The sequence below is a fragment of the Nocardioides sp. Root140 genome (genome assembly GCF_001426745.1).
Taxonomy (GTDB): domain Bacteria; phylum Actinomycetota; class Actinomycetes; order Propionibacteriales; family Nocardioidaceae; genus Nocardioides.
Map to the genome: position 1 here is coordinate 167,645 of NZ_LMFI01000015.1, position 6,473 is coordinate 174,117.

The 6,473-nt window shown below is 70.4% G+C and carries 6 protein-coding genes; 2 read left to right on the forward strand and 4 right to left on the reverse strand.

Translation table 11 applies throughout. The annotated features are described in order from the left end of the window. The first annotated feature begins 79 nt into the window (after positions 1-79). Both ASD30_RS23965 and ASD30_RS23970 read left to right on the forward strand, forming a co-directional pair. Positions 80-649 (forward strand): hypothetical protein, encoded by a 570-nt coding sequence (locus tag ASD30_RS23965; RefSeq protein WP_056688197.1) that lies wholly within the window; start codon positions 80-82, stop codon positions 647-649. 166 nt (positions 650-815) lie between these two features. After that, positions 816-2,192, forward strand: a complete 1,377-nt coding sequence (locus ASD30_RS23970) for a protealysin inhibitor emfourin (RefSeq protein ID WP_056688202.1) — start codon at positions 816-818, stop codon at positions 2,190-2,192. A gap of 141 nt (positions 2,193-2,333) precedes the next feature. On the opposite strand, the gene ASD30_RS23975 is transcribed toward ASD30_RS23970, so the two are convergent. From ASD30_RS23975 to ASD30_RS23990, 4 genes are all read right to left on the reverse strand, one after another. Further along, entirely contained in the window at positions 2,334-3,668 is a 1,335-nt protein-coding gene (locus ASD30_RS23975; protein WP_235532667.1) for an ABC1 kinase family protein, read from the reverse strand. Between the two features lie 184 nt (positions 3,669-3,852). Beyond that, positions 3,853-4,542, reverse strand: coding sequence for an aspartate/glutamate racemase family protein (locus ASD30_RS23980; protein WP_056688277.1), 690 nt, complete (start codon positions 4,540-4,542; stop codon positions 3,853-3,855). A gap of 47 nt (positions 4,543-4,589) precedes the next feature. Further along, positions 4,590-5,948 (reverse strand): cytochrome P450, encoded by a 1,359-nt coding sequence (locus ASD30_RS23985; RefSeq protein ID WP_200951239.1) that lies wholly within the window; start codon positions 5,946-5,948, stop codon positions 4,590-4,592. 49 nt (positions 5,949-5,997) lie between these two features. Further along, on the reverse strand, positions 5,998-6,315 hold the full coding sequence (locus ASD30_RS23990; protein ID WP_156393770.1) for a hypothetical protein: 318 nt from the start codon (positions 6,313-6,315) through the stop codon (positions 5,998-6,000). Positions 6,316-6,473 lie beyond the last annotated feature (158 nt).

Consider the following 6,473-nt stretch of genomic DNA (forward strand, 5'->3'; position numbering starts at 1 on the left):
ATCAAATGTCTGGTTTGCCCGTCCTTTGTTGGCAGTGTCGGAACGCACCGTGCGCTCCGCCCCCGACAGGAGCAACGTCATGGGTCTCAGCAATTTCAGGCATGTCATCGGCTACGGACTGCTCGTGGTCCTCGCCACCGCCGGAGGGGCCAGCGCCTCGGCGATCCCCGGCACGAACACCGTCGACTCGGGGGACATCATCAACCGTGAGGTGAAGGCGGTCGACATCGCTCCCGGCGCGGTCAGGTCGGGCACGGTGCTCAATCACTCGCTGCTCGGCATCGACTTCAAGAACAACTCGGTGACCGGCGACGCGGTCCGGGAGCACAGCCTCAACATGGCCTCGGCCGGCTGCCAGGTCGGGCTCGTGCACAGCTTCACCAACCTGTCCGGCATCCCGCAGGACGCGATCTGGCGCAACGCCGACAACGGCCACAACTGCTCCGGCGGCCAGATCCTCGTGCGCCACACGAGCGCCGGCAACTACCAGGTGCAGTTCGTCGGGGACCCGGCTGCGCTCGGTGTCGCGATGCCGGTCAGCGGCTACAACTCGATCGGTGTCACCAAGTCCGGCGACGTGTTCAACCTCGAGCAGCGCAACATGGACGGCACGCTGGTCAACAACACGATCAGCTTCGTCACCTACTGATCGCCTGCTGCACAGTGCACCTCCCGGCACCGTGCAGCTTCGTGCCCGAAGTGCGGCAGTTCGCCCGGGCCTGCGCCCCCTCCCTGCGCAGGCCTGCCCTTCACGGGGCCGAACTGCCGCACTTCGGGCCTTTCGCATGTCGGTGGGTCGCGATAGGACTGAAGGCATGAGCTGTTCCATCGTGCCGCCGTACCTCCTCCGCCAGATCGCCTCCGAGCCCGACGCCCGGGCCACCGACCACTGCCATCGCACCCTCGAGATCGATGAGCGCTTCCGGGCCGGGCGCCGTGCGCCACGGGCCGTGGCGGCCGCCGACGGAGGGTTCACGGTCCACACCGCCGACAACGGCACCGACCTGCCGGGCCGCGCCGTGCGCGCCTCCGGCGAGCCTGCTTCGGGCGACGTCGCGGTCGACGAGGCGTACGCCGGACTCGAGGCGTCGCTGGCGATGTACGCCGACGTCTACGCGCACAACTCGTGGGACGGGCAGGGCGCCCACGTGCTGGCGACCGTGCACTACGAGCGCAACTACGACAACGCGTTCTGGAACGGCACCCAGCTGGTCTTCGGAGACGGAGACGGAGAGGTGTTCGACCGCTTCACGAAGCCTGTCGACGTGCTGGCCCACGAGCTCACCCACGCGGTGACCGAATCGATCGCGGGGCTGGTCTACGAGGGGCAGTCCGGTGCGCTCAACGAGTCGGTCTCCGACGTCTTCGGTGCCTGCCTCAAGCAACGGGTCCTCGGCCAGGGCGCCGCCGAGGCCGACTGGGTCGTCGGCGAGGGACTCTTCCTGCCCGGCGTCAACGGCCGCGGGCTGCGCGACATGCACAACCCCGGCACGGCGTACGACGACCCGGTGCTCGGCAAGGACCCCCAGGGCGCGGACATGTCGGCCTATGTCGAGACGACCGACGACAACGGCGGAGTCCACCTCAACTCCGGCATCCCGAACCGTGCGTTCGTGCTGGCCGCGCTCGCGATCGGCGGCACCTCGGCCGAGGGCGCCGGCCGCATCTGGTGGACGGCGCTGGGCACGGTGGCCTCCGACGTCGACTTCGCCGGGTTCGCCGCGGCCACGGTCGAGGCGGCCGGCGACCACGCCGACGCCGTACGCGATGCCTGGGCGCAGGTCGGCGTCGAGGTCGCGCAGCCCGCAGGCGACGCGGCTGGCGGTGCGACTGCGGACGACGTGGCCGCATTCGGTGGTCGAGCAGGGCGAGGGACGAGCCCGGAGAGTCGAGACCACTCCGCAGAGGCAGCGCCGACCGTCGTCGAGGTCCGCCGTACCGGTGGCTTCGCGGGCCGCACGGCGACCGGCCGCTGCGACCTCGGCGGCGAGGGCGCCCACCTCGACGAGGTGCGCGCACTGCTGTCCCGGGTCGACCTGCGCCCGGCCAAGCCGGCCCGCACCTACCCCGACATGTACTCCTACGTGATCCGCGTCGACGACGACGAGGTCACCCTCGCCGAGACCCAGTTGACCGACGACCTGCGCCGACTGACCTCGCTGGTGCTGGAGCAGACCCCCGACGTCTCCTGACGCTGCCGGGGCGACCACGATCGTGCAGGTGTTGCAGTCACCCCTTGAACCCAAGGCCCGAAAGGCGACCACGATCATGCAGGTGCAGACTTCGGGTCGCGGGCGACGGCCAGCGGGCGACGGTCGCGACGGGCCAACGCGTCAGGCGGGCTCGAACCCGGGGACGTACTCCTCCAGCAGCGCGCGGAACTCCACCTCGGCCTCGAGCTGGCAGAGCACGCCGAACCCGCCGAGCCAGACCCGGTGGATCAGCATGTACTCCGGCGGCAGGTTGAGCTTGAAGGCGCGGGCCAGGTTCTCCTGGGTGGGCGTCGCGACCCGAACCGTCTGCGAGCGCAGCCACTGACGGTTGAACCGGAACGACTCCGAGCGGCCCGCGTCGAGGAACGGGCCGAGGTAGTCGCGGAGGTCCTCGGGGGTGAACTCGGTGCGCGGCAGCAGGAAGCCCTCGCGGCGCAGGCCGTCGACCACCGTCTCCCAGTCGTCGGAGAGGCCGTGCGAGAGCAGTTCGCCGAGCGGACGCGGGAACCCGTCGGGCAGCCGGGCGACCGCGCCGAAGTCGACGACGCCGAGGCGGCCGTCGTCGAGGATCCGGAAGTTTCCGGGGTGTGGGTCGGCGTGCAGCAGGCCGGTGCGGGTGGGGCCGGAGACGAGGAACCTGGCGTAGAGCCCGCCGAAGTGGTTGCGCTGTTCCGGCGTGCCGAACTTGATCACCTGGGCCAGGGACGACGGGCTCTCCATCCACGTCGTCACCAGCACGCGTTCGGTGTGCGCCACCACCGCGGGTACGACGAAGTCGGGGTCGTCGGCGAACTCGGCGGCGAAGACCGACTGGGCCGCGGCCTCAAGGGTGTAGTCGAGCTCCTCGGCGACCCGGGCCTCGACCTCGGCCAGCAGCGGCTTGATGTCGAGTCCGGGAGCGAGCACGGTGAACAGCCTGGCCATCCGGCCGAGCTGGCGGATGTCGGAGCGCAGCGCCTTCGCGGCGCCGGGGTACTGCACCTTGACCGCCACCTCGGTGCCGTCGGCCCAGGTCGCGCGGTGCACCTGGCCGATCGACGCGGACGCGACCGGTGAGGCGTCGAACGCGCTGAATCGGGTGCGCCAGTCGTCGCCGAGCTCCTCGGAGAGAACCGACTCGAGCATGCGCACCGACATCGGTGGCGCGGAGTCCTGCAGCTTGGTCAGGGCGTCGCGGTAGGGGCCGATCAGCTCGTCGGGAAGCGCCGACTCGAAGATGCTCATCGCCTGGCCGAACTTCATCGCGCCGCCCTTGAGCTCGCCCAGGACCTTGAAGATCTGGTCGGCGGTGCGGGCCTGCACCTCGGTCAGGACGGCGTTGGCCGGTCGACCGACGAGGCGCTTGCCGAGGCCGATGGTCGTGCGTCCGGCGTAGGCGGCGGGCAGGCTGGCCAGACGCGCCGTGCGTCCGATCGCGGACTGGCGCATCTTCGAGTTCCCCGGTTCCTCACCCACGAGCCAGAGCCTATCCGGACCACCCTCGCGACGACCTGTCGCCAGTTGGTGTCGACCCGTCGCCAGTTAGTGCCGACCCGTCGCCAGTTCGCGAGGACCCGACGCGAATTCGACGATCCGCGACGAACTGACGACGGGTCGATCAGAACTCACGACAGGTCGATCAGAACTGGCGACGGGTCGATCAGGCGAGGGCGCGGTCGAGGGCGGCCTCGACGTGCAGGGTGGTGCACGGGAACAGCGGCACCTCGACGTCGGCCTGCTCGATGAGCAGCTCGAGCTCGGTGCAGCCCAGGATCACGCCCTGCGCGCCGCCGTCCCAGAGCTGGTCGATCAGCTCGACGATCTTGCGCCGCGAGGAGTCGAGCACCTTGCCGTGCACGAGCTCGTTGTAGATGATCGCGTTCACCATCTCGTGCTGCTCGGGTGCCGGCACGTGCACCTGGAGGCCGTGCGAGGCGATCCGGTCGGTGAAGAACGTGCGCGACATCGCGAACGTCGTACCGACGAGTGCGACGGTGTCGACCCGCCGCGCCTTGGCAGCCTCGGCGACCACGTCGGCCAGGTGCAGCAGCGGGATGTCGACCGCTGCCTCGACCTGTTCGGCCACCCGGTGGAAGGTCGTGGTGCACAGCATCAGGAAGTCGGCGCCGGCCTTCTCCACCCCGCGCGCGGCCTCGGCCAGGATCGTGGCGACGCCGTCCCAGTCCTCGGCCTCCTCGAGCGCGGTGACCTCCGCGAAGTCGACGGAGGCCATCACCGTCTTCGCTGAGGAGTAGCCGCCCAGCCGCGTCTCGACGCCGAGGTTCAGGTCCTTGTAGTAGGCGGCGCTGCTCTCCCAGCTCATTCCGCCGATGAGTCCGATGGTCTGCACACGCGCAGTCTCCCGTGCCGCGGACGATTCGGCCACCCCGGGTCTCGTCAATTGGCGCCGGGGCCGACCGGCAGGCGATCGAATCCGCGCAGCACCCGGGTCGGCCGGCGCGTGGGCGTGCCGTTCACGATCAGATCGGGGAACCGGTCGTAGAGCGCCCGGAGCGCGACGGTCGCCTCGAGGCGGGCCAGCCCGGCACCCAAGCAGTAGTGCACACCCGAGGAGAACGCGAGGTGCTCGGCGGCGTTGCTGCGACGTACGTCGAACCTGTGCGGCTCGACGAACACCGCCGGGTCGCGGTTCGCACCACCGATCATGGTGAGCACGACCGTGCGGTCGGGCACGGGAACCCCGGCGACCACGGTGTCCCGGTAGGCCTGGCGCAGCGTGAGCTGCACCGGGGAGTCGTGCCGCAGCACCTCCTCGACCGCGTTGGTCCAGAGGTCGGGCTCCTCGCGCAGGGCGGCGAGCTGATCGGGGTGCCTGGCCAGCAGTGCGACGGCGTTGCCGATCAGGTTGACAGTGGTCTCGAAGCCGGCGCCCAGCAGGAGCAGCCCGGTCGCGTGCAGCTCCACGTCGGTCAGCCGGTCATCGCCGTCGAGCTGGGTGAGCCGGCTGAACAGGTCGTCGCCCGGATCGCGACGCAGCTGCGCGACGTGTTCCTCGAACCAGGCGTGCAGGTGGCGTACGTCGTCGCTCGCGGCGCGGAACTGCCGCCAGGACAGTCCGGGGTCGAGGGTGATGGCGGCCCCGTTGCCCCACTGGAGCAGGCGCCCGTGCATCTCCTCGGGCACGCCGAGCACCCGGCCGATGACCGCGACGGGAAGCTGGGCGGCGTACTCCTCGACGAGGTCGAATCCGCCTGCGCCACGCGCGGCGATCCGGTCGAGCAGGCTGTCGGCGACGGATCGGATCTCGGGCTCCAGGGCGGCCACCGCGCGCGGGGTGAAGACTCGCGAGACCAGCTTGCGGTAACGGGTGTGCACGGGCGGGTCGACGGCCAGCAGGGAGGGCGGGTCGATCGGGCCCAGCTCGTCCGGGTTCGCGAACGCCGCGACCAGGCGCTGCAGCGGTAGCGGCAGCTCACCGTGGCCGCCTGCCACACCGAACGCGTCGCTGCGCAGGATCTGGTTGACCGCCGCGTGGTCGGTGGAGGCCCAGGCGATGCGGCCCCGGGCCAACGGGCCACGCTCGCGGAGCTCGTCGTACGCCGGGAACGGGTCCTCGCGCAACACCGGGTCGACCTCGAGCCTGGCGATGAGGTCGCCGCGCCTGGCTGCGGACCTGATCGCCCACCGGCTCATGCCGTGCGCGGCGGTCCAGGTGACCAGCCGGTGGCCGGGGAGGTTGGCGAACCGGCCGCGTTCCGCGGGCGCCGTGGGCCGGGCTGCGTGGGCGTCGGTCACGGGGCAGACCCTGCCCGGAACGTGGCCCGGGTCGGGTGTCTGCGCTGCGTTAGGACGCGTGGACAAGGGGCCCTCCCGAGGTGGCACCGCGCTCCGGGTAGCGGGCCAGGATGCGGAGTACGCCGGCATGGCGGGCGCGCAGGTCGCGCAGCACTGCCACGCGTTCGTCGGGACCGAGGTCCTGGTCGAGCTGTGCCTCGACGGTGAGGTTCCACCGGTAGCGCAGGTGGGCGACCAGGCAGTCGCGGTCACCGAAGATCAGCGCGATCTCGTCGTTCCACGGCAGCTCGCCGGAGAGGTCGAGTCGGGTCGACTCCTCGATCTCGCGCAGGGCCTGCCAGCGTCGGTGGGTTTCTTGCCAGGTCATGGTCATCTCACTTTCGCACCGTTGCTACTGGATCGGTCAAGAGCGACGCTAGGCGCAATACCGTTCAGTTAAGATCACATCGGTGTAGTTTGGTGGTATGCCGAGAGCTGGATGGAAGAAGCCTGAGACCGAGCGCCGATTGTCGGACCTGGTGTCGG